The following is an 18,068-nucleotide window of genomic DNA, read 5'->3' as shown; positions in this document are numbered from 1 at the left end:
CGCAGCCGCCCGAGGACGCGTCGCGGAGGCGGCGCGTCAGGTGACGGCGCCGATGTGCCAGGGGATGAACTCCTCGGCGCCGATCTCCTGAACGAGTCCGCGGCGTGAGCGGTGAACCGGTCGGTCAGGGCTCCCGCTCGCCGCGGAGCAGGGGCACCAGCTCCCTGCCCTGCCGCTCGATCTCGGGCAGGTACGGGGTGTCCGACAGCACGAAGTGGGTCACGCCGAGCCGTTCGTACTTCCGCAGCGCGGCGGCGACCTCCTGCGCCGTCCCGACCAGCCAGGTCGTCCCGGCGCCCCCGCCACCGGCGCGCCCGGGCGCCGTGTAGAGGATGTCGTCCAGCACGTCGCCCCGCTCCGCCAGGTCCAGCAGCCGGCGCTGTCCGACGGCGGACGCCCTGCCCCACGGGCGGCCGCCCGGCTGCTCGTGGTTCGCCCGCGCGCCCAGCTGTGCGACCTTCGCCTCGGCATCGGCCCACGCCTCCTCGGTGGTGTCGCGGACGAACGTCGTGATGCGCAGCCCGAACTCCAGGGGCGCGTGCTCGCGCCCGAGCTCGGCCTCCAGGGTGCGCAGGCGGTCGATCCGTTCCGCGATGCCGTCCAGGGGTTCGCCCCAGAAGAGCTGCACGTCCGCCTCCGTGGCGGCGACCCGCTCCGCCGCCGCCGACGCGCCGCCGAAATAGAGCCGCGGGTGGGGGCGGCCGGGCCGGGCCACCGGGCGCAGGTCCAGCGTGGAGTCGGTGACCTGGAAGTGCTCGCCGGCGTAGGTGACCGACTCCTGCGTCCAGAGCCGCCGCACGATCTGCAGGAACTCCCGGGTGCGCGCGTAGCGGTGCGCCTGGTCGCCCTCGGCGTCGCCGTACGCGGCCAGGTGGTCCTGGCCCGAGACGATGTTGATCCGCACGCGGCCGCCCGAGAGGTGGTCCAGCGTGGCCGCCGCCGAGGCCAGGTGCGCCGGGCGCCAGTACCCCGGCCGCACGGCGATCAGCGGCTCGAAGGTCGTGGTCCGGGCGGCCAGGGCGGTGGCCACGGTGAACGTGTCCGGGCGCCCCCAGCTCGTGCCCAGCAGGGCGCCGTCCCAGCCGTGCTTCTCGAGCTGGGTGGCGTGCTCGGTCAGCGTGTCGAGACTGTTGTGCCCGTGGGTCGCGTCGTCCCCGCGGTGGCCGGGGTGCGTCTGGTTGGGGATGTACCAGAGGATGTCGTCGGCCATGTCAGGCTCCCGTCGTGGTGCTCAGCGCGGCGTACCGGTTGGCCGGCCGGTCCAGCCCGTAGTGCTCGCGCAGCGTGGTGCCCTCGTACTCGCCGCGGAAGAGCCCCCGCTCGCGCAGGATCGGCAGCACGTGGCTGGTGAACTGCTCCAGCCCGGACGGCAGCGCGGCGGGCATGATGTTGAACCCGTCGGCGGCCTCGGCGTCGTACCACTCCTGCAGCGCGTCGGCGACCTGCTCCGGGGTACCCGCGAACGTGCGGTGCCCGCGTCCGCCGCCGAGCCGGCCGATGAGCTGCCGCACCGTCAGCCGCTCGCGGCGGGCGAGCTGCACGATCAGCGTGTAGCGGCTCTTGGCGCCCTCGATCTCGTCCTCGTCGGGCAGGTCGGCCGGCAGCTCGCGGTCCAGCGGCAGGTCCTCGGGCGCCAGCCGCAGGGTGCGCGCGAGCTGGCGCTGCGCGAACTCGGGCCGAATGAGCTCGTCCAGCTCCCGTTCCTTGGCGTGGGCCTCGGCCTCGGTCGCGCCGATCACCGGCACGATGCCGGGCAGGATGCGCACGCCGTCGGCGTCCCGCCCCGCTGCGACCGCGCGGGCCTTGAGGTCCCGGTAGAACGCCTGGGCGTCGCCGAGGGTCTGGTGGGCGGTGAAGACGGCCTCCGCGTGCCGCGCCGCCAGGTCCTTGCCGTCCTCGGACGACCCGGCCTGCACGATCAGCGGCCGGCCCTGCGGCGACCGCGGCACGTTGAGCGCGCCCGCCACCGAGAAGTACCGGCCGGCGTGCTCCGGCGGGTGGATCTTGGTGCCGTCGGCCCAGATGCCCGCGGCCTTGTCGGCCACGATCGCGTCGTCCTCCCACGAGTCCCAGAGCTTGTAGGCGACGTCGAGGAACTCGGCTGCCCGCGCGTAGCGCTCGGCGTGCGCGGGCTGGTCGTCCAGGCCGAAGTTCTTGGCGATCTCCGGGCCCGCCGTCGTCACCACGTTCCAGCCCGCGCGACCCGCGGACACGTGGTCGATCGAGGCGAACCGCCGCGCCAGGTTGTACGGCGAGTTGTAGGTGGTCGACGCCGTCGCGATGAGCCCGATCCGCTCGGTGGCCGCCGCGATGGCCGTGAGCACGATGAGCGGGTCGAGCGTGCCGGAGGGACGCCGTCCGACGTCGCCCTGCAGGCCCGGCCCGTCCGCGAAGAAGATCGAGTCGAGCCGGCCCTCCTCGGCGATCCGCGCGAGGCGGCGCAGGTGGGCGATGTCGTGACCGGTGGCGTCGGGGCTGCTCTCCGGCAGGCGCCAGGACGCCTCGTGGTGCCCGCTGCTCATGAGGAACGCGTTGAGGTTGAGTCGTCCGGGGCGGTGGTTCGCGGTCATGGGGTGTCCTCTCGGTCCAGGCCGAGCGCGTCGAGCAGCTCGGCGCGCAGCGCGCGGTGCGGGTCGTGGGCGTCGTCGCGTGGTTCGTGTCCGACGTCGCCGGGTGTCCCCGCCGACGGGGTCCGGCGTTCCAGCACGATGCGTCCGGCGTCGAGGACGACCACCCGGTCGGCCAGCACGATCGCCTCGTCGACGTCGTGCGTGACCATGAGGACGGTGGGCCGGTGCCGCCGCAGCAGGTCGCGCAGCAGGTCGTGCATGCGGAGCCGGGTCAGCGCGTCCAGGGCGCCGAACGGCTCGTCGGCGAGCAGGAGCTCCGGGCTGCGGGCCAGCGACCTGGCCAGCGACACGCGCTGCTGCTCACCGCCGGACAGCTCGTTCGGCCAGGCCCGCTCGCGCCCGGCGAGCCCCACCTCGGCCAGCGCGCCACGCCCGGCCGCGCGGGCCTCGGCCGGCGGGGCCTCGTGGCCCAGCACGACGTTGTCGAGCACCCGTGCCCAGGGCAGCAGCCGGGAGTCCTGGAAGACGACGGAGACGTTGCGGGGCACCTGGACCTCGCCCGATCCGCGCACGTCGTGGTCGAGCCCGGCGAGCGCCCGCAGCAGCGTGCTCTTGCCGGACCCGGACCGGCCGAGGATCGCGACGAACTCGCCCGCGGCGATCTCCAGGTCGAGCCCGTCGAGCACGCCGGCGGGCGTCCCGTAGGTCCGCACCAGGCCGCGCACGACGACGGCGGGGCGTCCCGCCTCGGCGGGCTGCCCGGCAGTCGCGGTCAGTCCTCCAGCGTGCGTCGCCATGTCAGCGCCCTCCTCTGCAGCAGGCGGACGGACCAGTCCGCGGTGTAGCCCAGGACGCCGTAGACCACGAGGCCCACGACGATGACCTCGGTCTGCCCGTAGGTGCGCGCGAGCTCCATCATGTAGCCGATGCCGGCGGTGCCGTTGACCTGCTCGACCACGACGAGCGCGAGCAGCGAGCCCGTCACCGCGAAGCGCAGGCCCAGCAGGAACCCGGGCAGCGCGCCGGGCAGGACCACGCGCGTGACGAACTGCCGGCGCCCCAGGCGGAGGGTCTCGGCGAGCTCGACGTACCGTTTGTCGATCGACCGCAGCCCGTTGTGGGTATGGAGGTAGATCGGGATGAACACGCCGAGCGCGATCGTGATGACCTTCATCTCCTCGCCGATCCCGAACCACAGGATGAGCAGCGGCAGCAGGGCGAGGTTCGGGACGGCGCGCTTGACCTGGATCGGCCCGTCGAGCAGCGCCTCACCGATGCGGCTCAGGCCCGAGAGCAGGGCGAGGACGACCCCCACCAGCACTCCCCAGAGGAGGCCTTGGGCGGCCCGGGCCAGCGAGACGCCCAGGTTCTCCACGAGGTTGCCGTCGACCGCGAGGCCGACGCCGGTGGTCACCACCGTCCACGGGGCCGAGAGCACCCGCGGGTCGATGAGCCCGGTGGCCGAGCCGGCGGCCCAGACCGCCAGGAGCAGCGCGATACCTGCGCCGGCGGCCAGCGGCACCGGCTTGCGCAGACCGAGGCGGCGGATCCCCGGGCGGACGTCAGCCCCCGGCTCGATCGCCCGGCGCCCGGGGGCCGCGGCCGGGCGGGCCTGGACGACGGCGGTCACGACGTGCTCCAGGCCTGCTCGGCGGCCTCGCCGGCGACGGGACCGAACCGCTCGTCGAAGAGGTCGGTGGCCCGCAGCGCAGGCCGGTCGAGCTCGCCGGCGAGCAGGTCGATCGTGTCCTGGGTGCGCTCGATCCCGTCGGTGAGGTCCGACGGGATCTCGGGCCGGGCCGCGGTGTCGATGAGGTACTGCGCGTCGGCCTCGGTCAGCCCCTGGTCCTCGACGTAGTACCCCTCCTTCCAGATCTCGGGGTTCTCGTAGATCCAGACCCGCGCCTGGGCCCAGGCGGTGACGTACTGGCGCAGCGCGGCTGCCTTGGCGGGGTCGCGCACGACGTCGGTCGGACCGTAGAGGTGGCTCGGGTCGTCCCGCAGACCGTGGCGCAGGGACGTCGCTCCGTCCGCCGCGTACTTGTCGAGGTAGCGCAGCAACGCGGTGCCGCCGACCGGGGCGACGTCGACCTCACCGGCGGCCAGCGCGGTGGGGTACACGTCGCCGGTGGACGGCAGCTCGACCAGCTCCACGTCGTCCTGACCGAGCCCCGCCGACCGCAGGGACTTCAGGACGAGCGCGCCCTGGGCCTGCCCGGGGCTGAACGCGATCCGCTTGCCGCGCAGGTCCGACAGGTCGTCGAGCTCGACGCCGGGAGCGCCGGCGAGCTCGTAGACGGGGTGCTCCGCCCAGTCCTCCCGGTACTGCGAGGCGTAGATCTGCACGTCGAGCCCGGTCCAGGCCGCGTGGATCGGCGGGATCTCGGCGACCGCGCCGATGTCCAGCACCCCCGCGTTGAACGCCTCGATGGTCTGCGGGCCGCCGGAGACGTTGGCCCACTCGATCTCGAAGTCGAAGTCCGAGTCGATCTCGTCGCCGGCCAGCTCGAAGGCCTTCTGCGTCGTGGGGTCGCCGATCGCGAGCGTGGTACCCGCGGGCACCTCGGCGGGCAGTGCGGCATCGGGGGAGAGGTTGCCCGCGCCGTCGTCGTCGGCCTGCGCTCCGACGGCGCAGCCGGAGGTGAGCAGCACGAGGGCGACGGCGGCGGCGGCGCGGGCGCCGCGGGTCGGTGCCGTGGCCGAGGACGTGGCCGAGGTCGCGGTGCGGTGGTTCGTCGGGCGGCGCGAGGCCGCTCTGGCGGGTGTGCGGAGGGGCATGAGGGCGTCCGATCGTCGGGGCCGGGTCTCCTGACGACGGCGAGGTATAGGCGCGAGTCCCGGGCTTGACCAGGGCCTGGGCGATTGCTCTCACTATTCGGACACCGGGATGGGCGTGGCCGGAATGTCCAGGTGGTGTGGTGCGCGCTGTTATGGTGGGCGCCGAGCACGGGAGTCCGGTATGCCGGGCTGAGAGGGAGTAATCGAACTCCGACCGTTGAACCTGATCCGGATCATGCCGGCGCAGGAAGCGACCTCAGGACGCGGCCGTACCGGTCCCGTCCTCCCGTGCCCGACGGATATCCGACGGACAGGGGAGGACCTGATGGCGGACCACGCCACCGCGACCGACGAGACCGCCGAGCTGCGCGGCGACCCGATGCGCTTCGGCGTCGGCGCGCGGATCACCGCGGCGGTGATGTCGGACGACTACGTCGACGTGATCCTGGGCGCGCTGCGGCAGGCCGACACCACGGGGCTGGTCGTCGAGACCGGCGACGTGAGCACGTATGTGGGCGGCGCCGAGGCCGACCTGCTGCGGTACGTGACCGACCTGACGGCCGGGATCGCGGCGTCGGGCAGGCACGCGGCGATCACCGTGCACCTGTCCCGGGGCTGCCCGGGCGAGGTGGCCTGCGACCTGCCCGGCGGGGCCGGCCCGCGGGTCACCGAGGTGCCCCGGGGGAGGGACACCGGCCGGCTCGTCTCGGCCGAGTGGGCGCTGTACCCGCTGGCCGACGACGTCCGCGCGGACGTGACGCCGGACCACATGCGCGACATCTACGCCGCCATCGAGCTGGCCAAGGACAACGGGACGTTCCGCGGCTCGCAGCACTTCGTCACCCGCCTGGAGGGCGACGCCGGCCGCGTCCTCGCCAGCGCCTTCGCCGGCTGGGTCCTCGCGGGCCGCACGGTGCAGCACGTCACCAGCCACCTCACCCTCTCCGTGAACAGCCCGAGCCACACCGCGGGCGGCACCGGTGAGTGAGCCGACGACGCGCCGCCGGGCGCGGCTGCCGCTGCGCGACATCGTGCTCATGGTGATGCTCGGCGTGGTGTTCGGCTTCCTGTACTGGGCGCTCGTGCAGGCGTGGAACGGGCTCGCCGTGGCGATGGGACCGGCCGGAGACCTGGCCCAGCACGTGCTGCTGGGCGGCTGGCTCCTGGTGGCGCCGATCGCGGTCGCGATCATCCGCAAGCCGTTCGTGGGCATCATCGCCGAGGTGATCGCGTCCGTCGTCGAGGTGGTGTTCCTGGGCTCCCCGGTCGGGCCGCTCCTGCTGGTGGCCGCGGCGATCCAGGGCGCGGGCAGCGAGCTCCCGTTCGCGCTGACCCGCTACCGCCGGTTCGGGTGGGGGGTGTACGCGGTGTCGGGCCTGCTGGGCGCGGGCCTGGTCTTCGTGTGGTCCGCGTTCCGGTTCGGCTGGTACGGACAGGACATCCTGGCGCTGCGCCTGGGAATGCAGCTCGTCTCCGGTCTCCTGCTGGGCGGCCTGCTCGCCAAGGTGATCGTCGACCGCCTGTACGGCACCGGCGTGCTCGACGAGTTCGCCATCGGCCGGGCGGACGCCGCGCTCCGCGGGCCCGTGGTGCGCCGTGACCGCTGACGCCGTCGTCGAGGCCACCGGCCTGGAGGCGGTCTACGGCACCGGCGACGGGGTGGGACCCGTCGATCTGCGCATCGACGCAGGGCAGAGCGTGCTCGTGCTCGGCCCGTCGGGTTCCGGCAAGTCGACGCTGCTCCGGCTGCTGCACGGCGCGGTCCCGCACGCGGTCCACGCGCAGGTGGAGGGCGCGGTGAGCGTCGCCGGCCGGTCCGTGGCCGGTACCGGGATCGCGGGGCTCGCCGACGTCGTGGGCGTCGTGGCCCAGGACCCGGAGTCGGGGGTCTGCCTCCCCGACGTGCTCGACGAGGTCGCGTTCCCGCTGGAGAATCTCGCCGTCGACCCGGCCGCGATCGGCCCGCTCGTGCGCACGGCGCTCGATCGGGCCGGGGCGGCGGCCCTGGCCGGGCGGGCGACGGCGGAGCTGTCGGGCGGGGAGCTGCAGCGCGTGGCGCTCGCCGCGGCGATCGCGCCCTCACCCGTCCTGCTGCTGCTCGACGAGCCGACCTCCATGCTCGACGCCGACGGGATCGACGCCGTGCGGCGCGCGCTCGACGACGTCCGGCGCACGACCGGGGCCGCCTGGGTGCTCGTGGAGCACCGGCTCGACGAGCTGGCGGGTGACGCCGGGGCCGATGCCCTCCCGGAGCGCTGGATCGTGCTCGGCGCCGACGGGCGGGTCCGGCACGACGTCGCCGTCGCCGACCTCACCGTGCCGATGCTCCGGGACCTGGTCGGCGAGGGCTGCTGGCTCCCGCTCGACCTGGAGCTGCGGGCACTCCTGGGGCGACCCCTCGCCGGCGAGTCCCTGGCGGCCCGCCTGCTGCGGGAGCTCGGCCGGGACGACGCCGCGCCGGGAGCCCGGCCCGCGCCCGGTTCACCCGCGATGCCCGACGGCGGAGCACCGCTCCAGCCCGACGGCCCCACCCTGCGCGCCCGCGGCCTGTCCGTGGCGCGCGGCCCCCGGGCCCGACGCCGCGCGGTGCTGCGCGGGGTCGACCTGGAGCTCCACCCGGGGACCACCACGGCGCTGGTCGGGGCCAACGGCAGCGGCAAGTCCACGCTGCTGACCTGCCTCGCGGGCCTCGACCGGCCGGCCGCCGGCAGCGTGCACGGCCCCCGGGCCGGGCTCGTGTTCCAGAACCCGGAGCACCAGCTCACCGCGACGACGGTGCGCCAGGAGGTGGCGCACGGCCTGCCGCCCGACGCCGCGCCCCGGGTGGAGCAGGCCCTGGCCCGCTTCGGGCTCACCCGCCTCGCCGACCACAACCCCTACCGGCTCTCCGGCGGGCAGAAGCGCCGCCTGAGCCTCGCCGCGATGCTCGTGCACGAGCACCCGTTCCTGCTCGCCGACGAGCCCGGCTTCAGCCTGGACCGGCACGCCTCGGTGAGCGTGCTCCGGGCGCTGCGCGACGCCGCGGCGGACGGCCGCGGCGTCCTGTTCTCCAGCCACGACCTGCGCGCCGTCGCGGGCTACGCCGACCGCGTCCTCGTGCTCGCGGACGGCACCCTGCTGGCCGACACGGCTCCGCTCGACCTGCTCCGCGACGAGGCGCTGCTCGCGCGCGCGGGCCTGCGCCCACCCGCCCTGCTGCGCCGGCTGGCGCACGAGGTGCGCGACGGCCGGGAGCTGGTCGAGGTGCTGCGAGCCATGGACGCCGCCGCCCTGACCCTGGGCGTGGCCGCATGACGGCCGCCACCCCCTACCTGGGCCGCCGCAACCCGACGGTCAAGGCGGCGATCCTGCTGGCCGCCTCGCTCGCCACCCTCGGCTTCCTCGACCCGCGCCCGCTGCTGGGCCTCTACGCGCTCGCGGTCGTCGCGGTCGGGGCCGCCGCCCGCGTCCCGCCGCGCACCCTGGTGCTGGGCCAGGTCCCGTTCGTCCTGTTCGGTCTGGGGCTGGTCGCCGTCAACGGCCTCAGCCGGCCGGGCACACCGCTCGTCCCGGGAACGCCCGTCAGCGTCGAGGGACTGACGGTCGGCGTCGCCCTCGCGCTGCGCGGCCTCGTCATCGGCGTGCTCACGATCGGGTTCCTGGCCTCCACGCCGCCCCGCGACCTGATGGTGAGCCTGGTGCAGCACGCCCGCCTCAGCCCCCGGTACGCCTACCCGGTGCTGGCGGGCCACCGCATGCTCGCGGCGATGCCCGCGCGGTGGGCCACCGTCCGGGCGGCGCAGGCGGTGCGTGCGCCCCTGCGACGCGGGCGTCCTCGATTCGGCCTGCCCGACGCCGGGCGGGCCGCCTTCGCGCTGCTGGTCACCTCGATCCGGTCGGCCGAACGCATCGCGCTGGCGCTGGAGTCCCGGGGCCTCGGCGAGGGCCCGCGCACCGTGTGGCGTCCCGTCCCGATCGGCCGGGGGGACGTCGTGCTCGTGCTGGTGGTGCTGGCCGCGTGGGTGGCGGCCGCGGCGGTGGACCTCGGCCTCTGACGCCCGGTTGGACCGGCCCTGCGCGCGCCATTTCCTGGCGCGCCGCCCGGCGCCGTCGGTACGCTCCGGACCATGGCGGACGCGTCCGCACCACCCGACCCGCTCCCCGGCCCGGCGTACCCCGCCGAGGTCCGGCCCTCCGGCCCGCGGCCCGACGTGGCGTGGCGTCCGGTAGGCGCCGCGGTGCTGGTGCTCGGCGTGCTGCTGACCGCGACCAGCACCCGGTACGGATATCACCGGGACGAGCTGTACTTCCGCATGCTGGAGCCGGGCTGGGGATACGTGGACCAGCCGCCCCTGACGCCGTGGCTGGCGCGGACCTTCGCCGAGCTGTTCGGCGACACGCTGCTCGTCATGCGCATCCCGGCTACGCTCGCGCACCTGGCCGCGATCGTCGTGATCGCGCTCGTCGCCCGTGAGCTGGGTGGGCGCGGGGGAGCGCAGGCGCTGGCCGCCTGGGGTTACGGGACGGCGGCGATCCCCGTGGCGTTCGGGCACACGCTGCTCACCTCGAGCCTGGACCTGGTCATGTGGCCGGCGGTCCTGCTGTGCGTGATCCGGGCCGTGCAGCGGGACCCCCGCTGGTGGCTCGCCGCGGGGCTGGTCACGGGCGTCGCGCTGTACAACAAGCTGCTGGTGGTGGCGCTCCTCGGCGGGATCCTGGTGGGGCTGGTCGTCGGCTGGCCGTGGCGGATGCTGCGCCGGTCCGCAGCCCCGGACCGGTGGCCGCTGGCGACGCCCTGGCCGTGGGCCGGCGCCGTCGTCGCACTCCTCGTGGGCCTGCCGAACCTGGTCTTCCAGGCCACGAACGGCTGGCCGCAGCTCGCGATGGGTGCGGCGCTGGGCGAGAACAACGCCGCCGACGTGCGCTCCGAGATGTGGCTGTTCCAGCTGCTCACGCTCGGCGTGCCGCTGACCCTGGTGTGGCTCGTGGGGCTGGTGTGGTTGTGGCGCCGCCGGCCCCTGCTGCGCTTCCTGGTGGTCGCGTACCCCGTGCTGCTCGCGTTCACCTACGTGGCCGGGTCCCAGACGTACTACGCGACGGGCCTGCTGTCGGTGCTGTTCGCCGCGGGCTGCGTGCCGATCGTGGACTGGGCCGGGACCGCCTGGCGGCGGGCGGTCGTCGTGACGGTGGCGCTGAACGCGGCGATCTGCCTGGTCATCAGCCTGCCGCTGGTACCGGTGGCGGTGCTGGGCAGCACGCCGGTCGCCGACATCAACTCCTCGGCGCAGGACGCCGTCGGCTGGCCCGAGTACGTACGGCAGGTCGCCGACGTGTACGTGGCGCTCCCCGCGGAGGACCGCGACCGGACGGTCGTCCTCACGCAGAACTACGGCGAGGCGGGGGCCGTGGACCGGTACGGTCCCGAGCTCGGGTTGCCCGCCGTGTACTCGGGGCACAACGAGCTGTGGGAGTACGGACCGCCCCCGGCGTCCTCGACAGTCGCGCTGGTCCTGACCGAGGCCCCCGGCGCGTGGGACAGCCGGTTCGAGGAGTGCGCGGTCCGGGGGCGGCTCGACAACGGCGTGGGCGTCGACAACGAGGAACAGGGCGTGTCGATCCTGGAGTGCCGCGGCCCGGCGGACGGCTGGGACGCCCTGTGGCCGGAGCTGCGGCACCTCGACTGATCCGCGCTGACCCACCCAGGCGCTGCTCGCACCACGGGCCGGGTGAAATATTGGGGTGGTTTGTCGGGTTGGTGTCTGGGTGAGGCGTCAGTGGCCGTGCTTGTGCGGTCGCGTGACGCGACCGACATCGAGAGGCGACGCAGTGCCCGACATCGTGCAGAACCCGTTCGCGATCCAGCCAGGAACGGTCCAGCGCGGCCTGACCCGGATTCGCGCCCTCAGCGCAGGCGAGACAGTCGCCGACGCCGTGGTGCCGCTGCTGGTGTGGGAGTACTCGTACGCCCCCCGGTACTTCTTCGCGCCCGAGGACGTCAGGGCGGAGCTGCGCCCGGCCGGAGAGGGCGAGCGCTCGCGCGTGCTCGGGCCGAGCGAGCTGTTCGACGTCGTGCTCGGCGACCGCGTCCTGAGGCGCGCCGCCCAGCGGTTTCCCGAGGCGCCGACCGAAGGCATGCGCAGCTCGTACACGCTGACCTGGTCGGCCATGGACACCTGGCTCGAGGAGGACGAGGTGATCCACTTCCACGGGCGCAGCCCGTACGTACGGGTCGACACCCTGCACTCCAGCCGCCACGTGCGGGTGGTGGCGAACGGTGAGGTCGTCGCCGACTCGCACCGCCCGGTGATCCTGACCGAGACCGGGCTGGTGCCCCGGTACTACCTGCCGCGGGTCGACGTGCGCATGGACCTGCTGAGCCCGACCGACGCCGTGAGCTACTGCCCGTACAAGGGGACCGCGCGGTACTGGTCCGTGACCGCCGGCGGCCTCAAGGTCCACGACGCGGCCTGGGGGTACGAGACCCCGCTGCGCGAGGCGGCAGGGGTCGCGGGGCTGGTCTGCTTCTGGCCCGAGAAGAGCCCCGACCTGGAGGTCTACGTCGACGGGGAGCGGATCGTTCCGTCGTAGCCCCGGGACCGCCCTGCCCTGGACGGACCGGTCTGTCCGTTGCTGGATCGTCTCCGGACGGACCGGTCCGCCCGCGGCGGGAACACGCTGGCGGCGTCCGGGTCAGCGGACCTTCCGGACACGCGTGACGCTGACCGCGCCGAGGACCCCGAGAAGGGCACCGGTGAGGAAGAGACCCGGGTACCCGAAGGCGGCGATGAGGCCGGGCGCCGCGACCGGGATGAGCGACTGCGGGAGGGACTGCGCGAGGTTGGCGACGCCCAGGTCCTTGCCCGCGGTGTCCGAGCTGGGCAGCACGTCGGCGATCAGGGCCAGCTCGACGGCGAAGAACGCGCCCAGTCCCGCGCCGAGCACGAGCTCGCCGAGGAGCACGACCTCGATCGACGGCGCGAGCGCGATCACCATCAGCCCGACGATGGCGATGGCCGAGGAGATGATCACGAACGGCTTGCGGCGGCGGAGCCGGTCGGAGAGCCAGCCGAGCAGCGGCGCGACGAGGACGATGCCGACCGCGTTGGCGAGGATCGCCTGGAAGACCAGCGTGGGCGCCTCGGCGTCGGACACCCCGAACTGGGCGATGAGGAAGTACGTGAGATAGCTGGTCGCGGTGAACTGCGTGGTGGTCAGGAAGAACCGCGTCAGCCACGCCCAGCCGAAGTCCGGGTTCTTGCGCGGGTCGAAGACGAACGAGCCGAGGAGGGACCGCAGGCCGAACGGCTCCCGGGTGCGTTCCGTCCGCACGCGGTCCTTGACGGGGGCCACCATGACGACCATCAGCACGACACCGATCAGGCTGGGCACCAGGTACTGCACGAGCCCGGACGGGAAGAGCTGCACGAGGAAGGTCGCGGCGACGCCGCCGACGTTCTGCGCCAGGCTGATGAACGACGCCGTCCGCCCGCGCCGCTCGGGCCCGACCTGGTCCGGGAGCATGGCCACCAGGGCCGCGAGCGCGAAGTTCAGGCCGACCTGCGCGATGCTCCAGCCGACGAGCACGAGGGGCACGTTCGGGGCGAAGGCGATGACGGCGATCCCGGTGTAGCCCACTGCGGCTCCGGAGAAGATCCAGGGCTTGCGCATGCCGAGGCGGCTGGTCGTGCGGTCCGAGAAGCGTCCGGCCAGGGGGTTGGCGATCAGCGAGAAGACCGCACCGACCCCGAGGATCAGGCCCAGGTCGGCGGCGGCGCCGTCCATGTCCAGCTCGCGCAGCCGCAGTGCGATCGTGACGACGAGAGGCGGGACGAGGGCGATCGAGAAGCCCAGGATGGCGAGCGGTATCGCGACCTGGGGATAGCGCGAGCGCCGTTCTTCGGCGCCGCCGTTCGGGGTCGGGGGAGCGGCGACGGCCGTCGGGCCGGCGTCGGTGGGCACGGGATGGGGGTTGGCGTCCACGTCGGCTTCTCTCTGCGAGCATTCCGGGCTGCGGTGCCCGGGCAGGAGTCAACGTAACACCAAAAAGTTCCGCGTGGAACTTTTTGTGGTCCGCCTCTCTTCCGTGTTTCGTGCCCCGTCCGGCGCTATCCCTCGGTCGACCGGAGGAGCTCCTCCAGGAGCGTCATCCCCTGGAGCATGTCGACGTCCGGGTCGAGCAGCCACTGCGTCGAGAGCCCGTCCATGGCGGCGATCACCAGGGAGGCCGCCACCTGTGGCGAGATGTCGGACCGCACGGTGCCCGCGGCCTGGGCGAGCCGCAGGATCGCCAGCGCCTCGTCGCGCAATGACCGGTACCGCTCGACGAAGAACGTGCGGGAGTGCTCGTTGCCGGACTCCAGTGCCCGGGCCACCATGCTGTGCCGCAGTGCCATGAGGCCCGGCGTGCGCCGGGCGTAGGCCTCGAGGTGTGCGGTGAAGTCGGTCGGGGCGGCTCCGCTCTCGCGGGCGTCGGCCAGGGCCTGGCGGTCCTTCTCGCGGAGCACCTCGAGGAAGAGCTCCTCGCGGGTCTCGAAGTACCGGCGCAGGGCGGCGTGGCTCACGCCGATCGCCTCGCCGATGGCGCGCAGGCTGGTGCCCTCGGACCCCAGCTCGGCGAACACGTCGATGGTGCGGTCGAGGATCTGCTGCCGCCGCAGGATCCCCTTCGGATACCGGCCGCGCGGCCGTGATGTGCTCCCTGGCTCCGCGCTCTCGGGCGCCTCGGCGCGCTCGCTCTGCGACACGTCCTACCTCCATGTTGGCCGGGCCTCAACCTATCAGCGCAAAAAGTTCCACGTGGAGCTTTTCTGTTACGGTGCCCTCATGAACGACAACGCCGTCCAGGTCGAGCACCGGGTCAACAACACCGTCCGCGACCTCCTGGTACCCGCCCTCTTCCCACGCAGGGCACCCGTCCGCATCACGGCGTGGGAGGTGCCCGACGAGCCCGTGCCCTTCGCGGAGGCCGTGCGGCACGAGTTCACGCCGTTCGAGGTCGGCCAGGCCTGGAGCAAGCCCTGGGGGACCACGTGGTTCCACGTCACCGGCTCCGTGCCGGACGGCTGGCGGCGGCCGGGCACGGCCGTGCAGCTCTTCGTCGACCTCGGGTTCTCGCGTCTGATGCCCGCCTTCCAGGCCGAGGGCCTCCTGTACCGGCCGGACGGAACGATCGTCAAGGGCGTCGAGCCGTTCAACCACGTCGTCGACGTCGACGGCGACTCGGTCGACCTCTTCGTGGAGGCGGCCTCGAACCCCAACATGCTCGAGCACTTCTTCGCCTCGGCACCGCCCACCCCGGCGGCAGGGATGGCGGCGGCGCTCCCCGGGACCTTCCTGCCCGCCGGCACCTCGCACATCGCGCGCCTGGGCCACAGGTCGACGGCCGGCTCCGAGCCCGTCTACACGCTGCGCGACGTCGTGCTCGTCGAGCGCGATCTGGAGGTGGACGCGCTGCTGGCCGACGTCGCCGCGCTGACGGGGCTGGTGCGCGAGCTCGAGCCGACGCTCCCGCGCCGGGCAGAGATCCTCGGGGCGCTGGAGAGGATGTGCGACGCGATCGACCCGGACGCTGTCGCCGCGAGCGTGGCGGCGGCCCGGCGGGAGCTCGCGGCCGTCCTCGACGTGCCCGCCTCCGCGACCGCGCACTCGATCGTGGCGGTCGGCCATGCGCACCTCGACTCCGCCTGGTTGTGGCCCACGCGCGAGACGGTGCGCAAGACCGCACGCACGTTCTCCAACGTCCTGGACCTGATGGACGTCGACCCCGACTTCGTCTTCGCCTGCTCGAGCGCGCAGCAGCTCGCGTGGGTGAAGGAGTACTACCCGGGGCTGTTCGAGCGCATCCGCGAGCGGGTCGCCGAGGGCCGGTTCGTCCCGGTGGGTGGCATGTGGGTCGAGAGCGACACCAACATGCCGGGCGGCGAGGCGCTGGTGCGCCAGTTCGTGCACGGGCAGGGGTTCTTCCTCCGTGAGTTCGGGACCCTCTCGCGCGAGGCGTGGCTGCCTGACTCCTTCGGGTTCACCGCGGCCTTCCCGCAGATCGCCCGCTCCGCCGGGACCGACAGCTTCCTCACGCAGAAGATGTCCTGGAACGACACCAACCGGATGCCGCACCACACCTTCCTCTGGGAGGGCCTGGACGGCACCCGGCTCTTCACGCACTTCCCGCCGAACGACACCTACGGCTCGGACCTCGGCGCCGCCGACCTCGCCAAGGCGCAGCGGCAGCACACCGAGAAGGCGACGTCGAACACCTCCGTCACCCTGTTCGGCTGGTCCGACGGCGGCGGCGGGCCGACCCGCGAGATGATCGCCGCCGCGCACCGCACCCGGGACCTCGAAGGCTCTCCCCGGGTGACGCTCGGGTCGCCGGGCGACTTCTTCGCCGAGGCGAAGGCGAACCTGGCACGTCCCGCGGTCTGGACGGGGGAGATGTACCTCGAGACCCACCGTGGCACCTACACCTCCCAGGCCAGGACCAAGCGCGGCAACCGGCGCAGCGAGCACCTCCTGCGGGAGGCCGAGCTGTGGAGCGCGACGGCCGCCGTCCGCGGCCTGCTCGACTACCCCTATGAGCGGCTCGACGCGATCTGGCAGACGGTGCTGCTGCAGCAGTTCCACGACATCCTCCCCGGCTCGGCGATCGCATGGGTCCACGAGGAGGCCGAGGAGGCTTACCGGCGGGTCGGCGAGGAGCTGGAGGGCCTCATCGCGACCGCCCAGCACGCGCTTGCCGGCGACGGGGACGCGACGGTCGTCTTCAACGCGGCGCCGGTCGCGGAGGGGGACGTGGCGCCGTTGAGCGCGTCCGTCACTGCCCCGCCCGAGCCGGGCGCGCCGGCGAACGTCCCGCCGGCCGCCGTCGCCGGCGGCTACCGCATCGAGAACGCGCGGATCTCCGCGTCCTTCGACGCGACGGGACTGCTGATCTCGCTGGTCGACGTCCCGTCGGGCCGCGACCTGATCCCGGCCGGCGAGCAGGCGGCACTGCTGCAGGTCTTCCGGGACCGCCCGAACATGTTCGAGGCGTGGGACATCGACCGCACCTACGCCAACGTCGTCACCGAGCTGCGCGCGCCGGAGTCGGTCCAGGTCGTCGAGGACGCCCTGACCGTGACGCACACCCACGGCGGCTCCACGATCGTCCAGCGCTACCGGCTGGCCGTCGACGGCGGCGAGCTGCAGATCGAGACGGCCGTCGACTGGCACGAGCAGGAGAAGCTGCTCAAGCTCGCCTTCCCCGTGGACGTGCGTGCCGACCACTTCGCCTCCGAGATCCAGTTCGGGCACGTGATGCGTCCGACCTTCGCGAACACCTCGTGGGACGTGGCGAGGTTCGAGACGGTCGCCCACCGCTGGGTGCACGCCGGAGAGCCCGGCTTCGGTGTGGTCGTGGCCAACGCGTCCACCTACGGGCACGACGTGACCCGCTCGACGCGCGACGACGGCGGGACGACCACCCTGATCCGCCAGTCCCTGCTGCGCGCGCCGAAGTTCCCGGACCCCGACGCCGACCAGGGGGCCCACGTCTTCCGCACCACCATCGGTCCCGCGGGGACGATGCTCGACGCGGCGGCGGCCGGCTACCGCCTCAACCTCCCGCCCCGCGTCGTGCGCGGAGGCTCCGGCCACGCCGTCGAGCCGATCGTGACGGTCTCGTCGCCCTCCGTCCTCGTGGAGTCGGTCAAGCTGGCGGAGGACCGTTCGGGCGACCTCGTCGTCCGCCTCTACGAGGCGCAGGGCGCCCGGACGGCGGTCACGGTCGGGCTGAACGCGCCGTACTCCTCGGCGTCGCGGACCGACGTTCTCGAGCGAGACCTGGGCGAGCCGACCTGGCGGAGCGGGGAGCCGATCACCCTGGAGGTCCGCCCGTTCCAGATCGTGACCCTTCGCGTGCGGACGGCCTCCTGAGCGGGAGGCGGCCTCGGTCGAGGGGGAGCGTAGTTGCGCCGGGCAACGGGTGATGTGTACCGTCACGACGAGTAGAGTGACTAGTCAGTCTATCTAGGCGTCGACCGTCACGATGTTTCAACGTGGAGAGCGAGCAGAGCGTGAACAGCAGCAGTCCGGACCACCGGTCCCTCGGCCTCACCGCCGATGAGGTGCTCACCACCACGCGCGCGGTCCGCCGGCGCCTGGACCTGACCCGGCCTGTTCCGCGGGAGCTGATCCAGGAGGCCGTGAAGGTCGCCACCCAGGCACCGACCGGCCGCAACCAGCAGCAGTGGGACTTCGTCTTCATCGACGACCAGGCGACGAAGAGGAAGGTGGCCGACATCTGGCGCGCCGGGCTCATGGCCGGCGCGCCCGACGAGCACAGCTCCGCTCCACTTCCGACCCGGATGAGCTTTGCCTCGTCGGAGTGGGGGCGGATCCGGGGCAGTCTCGGCCACCTGATCCAGCATCTGCACGAGGTGCCGGTGCTGATGATCCCGGTGGTGCGGGTCGCTCGCCGCGAGGAGCTCAGCTCGATCCGCGGGCAGGCGCACAACTGGGGCTCGGTCGTTCCCGCAACCTGGAGCTTCATGCTCGCTGCGCGGGAACGGGGCCTGGGAACGGCGTGGACCGTCGCTCACCTCACCTATGAGCGGGAGATGGCCGATCTGCTCGGCCTCCCGTTCGATACCACCGTCCAGGTCGCGCTGATCCCTGTCGCCTACACGATCGGCACCGAGTTCAAGCCGGCCTCGCGCGCCGATGACAGGAACTTCAGCCACTGGAATCGCTGGTAGAGGAGAAGGA

Annotated in this window: 15 protein-coding genes and 1 riboswitch; of the genes, 8 read left to right on the top strand and 7 right to left on the bottom strand. The window is 73.3% G+C overall.

The features are described from left to right. Nucleotides 1–124: 124 nt before the first annotated feature. The 5 genes from ACIPN7_RS11265 to ACIPN7_RS11245 are packed head-to-tail and all read right to left on the bottom strand — an operon-like array spanning nucleotide 125 to nucleotide 5,348. A complete protein-coding gene (locus tag ACIPN7_RS11265; protein ID WP_400541345.1) occupies nucleotides 125–1,210 on the bottom strand; it encodes an LLM class flavin-dependent oxidoreductase in 1,086 nt (361 codons plus the stop codon). Between the two features lies 1 nt (nucleotide 1,211). Beyond that, nucleotides 1,212–2,570, bottom strand: a complete 1,359-nt coding sequence (locus ACIPN7_RS11260) for an LLM class flavin-dependent oxidoreductase (protein WP_400541342.1) — start codon at nucleotides 2,568–2,570, stop codon at nucleotides 1,212–1,214. Next, nucleotides 2,567–3,367 carry an ABC transporter ATP-binding protein gene (locus ACIPN7_RS11255; RefSeq protein WP_400541339.1) on the bottom strand — a complete coding sequence of 267 codons (801 nt, stop codon included), beginning with the start codon at nucleotides 3,365–3,367 and terminating at the stop codon, nucleotides 2,567–2,569. Before ACIPN7_RS11255 ends, ACIPN7_RS11260 begins: the two co-directional genes overlap by 4 nt. Further along, the gene (locus ACIPN7_RS11250) at nucleotides 3,343–4,200 is read right to left on the bottom strand and encodes an ABC transporter permease (RefSeq protein WP_400541336.1); all 858 of its coding nucleotides are present in this window, start codon (nucleotides 4,198–4,200) and stop codon (nucleotides 3,343–3,345) included. The genes ACIPN7_RS11255 and ACIPN7_RS11250 overlap by 25 nt, the downstream gene beginning before the upstream one ends. After that, entirely contained in the window at nucleotides 4,197–5,348 is a 1,152-nt protein-coding gene (locus tag ACIPN7_RS11245) for an ABC transporter substrate-binding protein (protein WP_400541333.1), read from the bottom strand. Before ACIPN7_RS11245 ends, ACIPN7_RS11250 begins: the two co-directional genes overlap by 4 nt. Nucleotides 5,349–5,514: 166 nt before the next feature. Then, a riboswitch (TPP riboswitch) is annotated at nucleotides 5,515–5,600 on the top strand. 73 nt (nucleotides 5,601–5,673) lie between these two features. Here ACIPN7_RS11245 and ACIPN7_RS11240 point away from each other — a divergent pair. The 6 genes from ACIPN7_RS11240 to ACIPN7_RS11215 all read left to right on the top strand — a co-directional run bounded on the left by ACIPN7_RS11240 (nucleotide 5,674) and on the right by ACIPN7_RS11215 (nucleotide 11,915). Then, nucleotides 5,674–6,336, top strand: coding sequence for a YkoF family thiamine/hydroxymethylpyrimidine-binding protein (locus tag ACIPN7_RS11240; protein WP_400541330.1), 663 nt, complete (start codon nucleotides 5,674–5,676; stop codon nucleotides 6,334–6,336). After that, entirely contained in the window at nucleotides 6,329–6,955 is a 627-nt protein-coding gene (locus ACIPN7_RS11235; protein WP_400541327.1) for an ECF transporter S component, read from the top strand. The genes ACIPN7_RS11240 and ACIPN7_RS11235 overlap by 8 nt, the downstream gene beginning before the upstream one ends. Further along, a complete protein-coding gene (locus tag ACIPN7_RS11230; RefSeq protein ID WP_400541324.1) occupies nucleotides 6,945–8,642 on the top strand; it encodes an ABC transporter ATP-binding protein in 1,698 nt (565 codons plus the stop codon). The genes ACIPN7_RS11235 and ACIPN7_RS11230 overlap by 11 nt, the downstream gene beginning before the upstream one ends. Next, a complete protein-coding gene (locus ACIPN7_RS11225) occupies nucleotides 8,639–9,382 on the top strand; it encodes an energy-coupling factor transporter transmembrane component T family protein (RefSeq protein ID WP_400541321.1) in 744 nt (247 codons plus the stop codon). Before ACIPN7_RS11230 ends, ACIPN7_RS11225 begins: the two co-directional genes overlap by 4 nt. Nucleotides 9,383–9,454: 72 nt before the next feature. Then, the gene (locus ACIPN7_RS11220) at nucleotides 9,455–11,011 is read left to right on the top strand and encodes a glycosyltransferase family 39 protein (RefSeq protein ID WP_400541318.1); all 1,557 of its coding nucleotides are present in this window, start codon (nucleotides 9,455–9,457) and stop codon (nucleotides 11,009–11,011) included. Nucleotides 11,012–11,153: 142 nt separating this feature from the next. Then, entirely contained in the window at nucleotides 11,154–11,915 is a 762-nt protein-coding gene (locus ACIPN7_RS11215; RefSeq protein ID WP_400541315.1) for a DUF427 domain-containing protein, read from the top strand. Nucleotides 11,916–12,017: 102 nt separating this feature from the next. Here ACIPN7_RS11215 and ACIPN7_RS11210 read toward each other — a convergent pair whose 3' ends face one another. Beyond that, nucleotides 12,018–13,307, bottom strand: a complete 1,290-nt coding sequence (locus ACIPN7_RS11210) for an MFS transporter (protein WP_400541312.1) — start codon at nucleotides 13,305–13,307, stop codon at nucleotides 12,018–12,020. Between the two features lie 125 nt (nucleotides 13,308–13,432). Beyond that, a complete protein-coding gene (locus ACIPN7_RS11205) occupies nucleotides 13,433–14,071 on the bottom strand; it encodes a TetR/AcrR family transcriptional regulator (RefSeq protein WP_400541309.1) in 639 nt (212 codons plus the stop codon). Nucleotides 14,072–14,150: 79 nt separating this feature from the next. On the opposite strand from ACIPN7_RS11205, the gene ACIPN7_RS11200 reads away from it, so the two are divergent. Next, a complete protein-coding gene (locus ACIPN7_RS11200; protein WP_400541306.1) occupies nucleotides 14,151–17,237 on the top strand; it encodes an alpha-mannosidase in 3,087 nt (1,028 codons plus the stop codon). Nucleotides 17,238–17,428: 191 nt separating this feature from the next. Beyond that, complete coding sequence (locus ACIPN7_RS11195) at nucleotides 17,429–18,058, top strand: nitroreductase family protein (protein WP_400541303.1); 630 nt, start codon at nucleotides 17,429–17,431, stop codon at nucleotides 18,056–18,058. Nucleotides 18,059–18,068 lie beyond the last annotated feature (10 nt).

The sequence above is a fragment of the Promicromonospora sp. NPDC090134 genome (assembly GCF_044746965.1).
Lineage (GTDB): Bacteria > Actinomycetota > Actinomycetes > Actinomycetales > Cellulomonadaceae > Promicromonospora.
Note: the sequence above shows the minus strand (reverse complement) of the source record. Positions and strands in the feature narration are given on the sequence as shown.